This window comes from Serratia sp. 506_PEND (genome assembly GCF_001076875.1).
Lineage (GTDB): Bacteria > Pseudomonadota > Gammaproteobacteria > Enterobacterales > Enterobacteriaceae > Serratia > Serratia marcescens.
The window spans coordinates 1-428 of record NZ_JVEL01000377.1 but is presented as its reverse complement, the minus strand read 5'-3'; the positions used below and the strand labels follow the sequence as shown (position 1 = coordinate 428).

General features: G+C 60.3%; 1 protein-coding gene. It reads left to right on the top strand.

Annotated features, from left to right (window positions below; all coding sequences use genetic code 11):
• A partial coding sequence (locus ADK28_RS12705) for a type VI secretion IcmF C-terminal domain-containing protein (RefSeq protein ID WP_275452766.1) occupies nt 1-428 on the top strand: 428 nt, incomplete at both ends.

Sequence of the window (428 nt, the reverse complement as noted above, 5' to 3'; positions counted from 1 at the left end):
AAGTGCACTTTGTGGTTGAACCGGTTGAACTGACCGCCAGTAAACGCCGCAGCGTGCTGAACCTTGACGGCCAGCTGGTGGAGTACAGCCACGGGCGTCGTCAGAAAGTGCCGCTGGTCTGGCCGAACGTCCTGCGTGACGGGTCTGAGAGCAAACTGACGCTGATACCGGATGACGGTGCCCGCTCACCGCGAAGCCTGGGCTTTACCGGTCCGTGGGCGATGTTCCGCCTGCTGGATGCCGGCAACCGGACGCAGGTGAGTCGGGGTTCGTTTGATGTGCGTTTTGGTGTGGATGACGGTGCCATGACCTGGCGGATCTACAGCGATGCTGACCACAGTCCGTTTGCCACAGGGCTGTTCAGCCAGTTCCGTTTACCGGACACACTTTATTCACGGGGCCAGCTGCCCCTCAGAAAACGGGAAGAA